This window comes from Bacillus sp. L_1B0_5 (genome assembly GCF_000836715.1).
Lineage (GTDB): Bacteria > Bacillota > Bacilli > Bacillales > Bacillaceae_G > Bacillus_A > Bacillus_A thuringiensis_S.
Window position 1 is genome coordinate 1 of record NZ_JXIS01000038.1, and the last position, 2,180, is coordinate 2,180.

The following is a 2,180-nucleotide window of genomic DNA, read 5'->3' on the forward strand; positions in this document are numbered from 1 at the left end:
GCATCGGCGACTTGTCCTATATTACACCTCTATATAATAATAGTCAATATTAATCTTTCATTTTTTTTAAAAAGATGAAAAAGACTCTCATACCCCCTCTTTATTCCTCATACATATCAGTAAAATAACTGAAAGGAGTGTAGAACTTGTTCGATCCTTCTTTATTACACACCATAAGCGCCCATTCAAGAAGCCCACACTATCATAGGAAGTTTCCCATCATTCTATTTTGGAGTCAAAAAAGCGGTTGCACTTCTCTTGCCAATTGGTTCTTTTACCAGATTGATTTATTACAAACAGCTCTAAGTTATAGTCCTTTCATTCATAATTTTGAATACGATATATACAAAAGTACACCTGCCTATAGTGTACGACTAGGAGTAGCGTTACGAGAAAAACAAAAAGAAACGTTTAAACTTGTTCGTAATCCTTACAGGAGAGCAGTCAGTTCTTTCGTGTCCTTAATTGGACCTCCTTATATGGAAAATCCCGAATGGAAACCCATCCGAAAGTTTTTATATCAAGATGAAAATTCCCCCAAAGGGATCTCATTTAAACAATTTCTATACTATCTATTTATGAAAGGGGCTCACTCAAGTGATATTAACCCACATTTCACACAACAATATATAGCTGGTGAAGAAGAATATGTGACCAATTATATATACTTAGAAAACTTCGATCAGGAAATGAAAAAATTAGAAAAGCGTTTCGAATTAAAAACTGCACCAATAAATGAGTTCTCAACATCATGGCATCATCAAACTCCCGCCATGATTTATAAAGGGAATTTTAGCGAAGGCGATATTACTGATCCTTTATTTCCCCGTCATCCAACTTTTGAAAGCTTTTATGATACTGAATGTATACAACTCGTTCAAACAATATTTCAAAATGATTTCGACACATATAAATACAGCAAAGAATATCTATACTAATTTTAGTCTATTATCTTTGCTAAATAAAAAAGATACCTCATATATAAGGTATCTTTTTTACATGTCAATTATATAAATCATACTGTTTAGCAGTCTCTATTCTTCACCTTATTACCTTTTAATAGATTACATAACTTTTGCTTATCTGCCCATCCTACTCCGATTAAAACTAAACTTGCTCCCATTATTACTCCCCCTGTCAGAGATTCATTTAATAGAATAATTGAAGTAACAATACTTATTAATGGTAATGCATTTAAATATAATCCGCTTACTGATGCTGAAACACTCTCTAGCGCTTTATTCCAAAACCAATACGCTAAAATTGTTGCTCCAATAACAAGGTATATTACACTAAGTCCCGTTTTCCAAGTTTCAATCTTTGGTAAACCGTAATAAAGAATTTCTACCAGTGCAAATGGTAATAGAATAACAGCTCCAATAATTAAAGTTAATGTTGTAAAAACCTCGTTTGATAAATACTGTTCTTGTTTTGGTCGTTTTAGCAAAACCGTGTAGAAAGCAAATAGAAAAGTACTTAATAATATCAGGATATCTCCTATTAAAGATACTTCTTGATCAGCACTTTTAGATGGAATCGTAATAAAGAGTACTCCTATAGCACCCAATATAATTCCTATCCAATAATTCAATCGAATTTTCTCTTTCAAGAAGAATGCTGAAAAAAGAATTGTAACTAATGGTAATGCAGCATCTATGATACTAACATGTAATCCACTTGTTAAAGAAATACCGTAGGATGTAAACATAAAGTACCCAGCTACACCGGTAAAAGCTAGTAAATTCATTCTTTTCCATGGAACTTTTTTATGTACAACTGATTTTTGTAGTTGCTTAAATGAAAATAGCATACAAATTCCACCTGCAAAAAAAAGACGAATAAACAACAAAGTAAACGGCTGAATAGATTCTAACGCCCATTTTGTTGGAGCAATAGCTGTCCCCCATAATATAACAGCTACTAATAACATGCATATTTCTTTCATAATCCCCCACACCCATCAAAAATATATGTTAACTACCTTAATTATAGATTTTTTCTTATGTAAAATCCTTTAAAAATACAAAAGGTTATGCAAAAAAAGAGCTGGACCATCATTTTTCACATAACCTTTTTATATAAGATCACAAACATTCTTTTTACATCTCGACTATATTTTTACAAAAGGTAATTCTTACCTTTATATTTTGAGCAATAAAAATAAACACAAAAAAACCTAA

At 31.6% G+C, this 2,180-nt stretch carries 2 protein-coding genes; one reads left to right on the forward strand and one right to left on the reverse strand.

Annotated features, from left to right (window positions below; genetic code table 11):
- Nucleotides 1–146 precede the first annotated feature (146 nt).
- Entirely contained in the window at nucleotides 147–938 is a 792-nt protein-coding gene (locus tag RT27_RS12065; protein WP_043936294.1) for a sulfotransferase family 2 domain-containing protein, read from the forward strand.
- Nucleotides 939–1,024: 86 nt separating this feature from the next.
- Here RT27_RS12065 and RT27_RS12070 read toward each other — a convergent pair whose 3' ends face one another.
- Nucleotides 1,025–1,945 carry a DMT family transporter gene (locus RT27_RS12070; protein WP_043936296.1) on the reverse strand — a complete coding sequence of 307 codons (921 nt, stop codon included), beginning with the start codon at nucleotides 1,943–1,945 and terminating at the stop codon, nucleotides 1,025–1,027.
- Between the last annotated feature and the right edge of the window lie 235 nt (nucleotides 1,946–2,180).

Bases quoted from the DNA above. Each gene is read 5' to 3' on its own strand.
- RT27_RS12070 (WP_043936296.1), bottom strand. From the start codon at position 1,945: ATGAAAGAAATATGCATGTTATTAGTAGCTGTTATATTATGGGGGACA.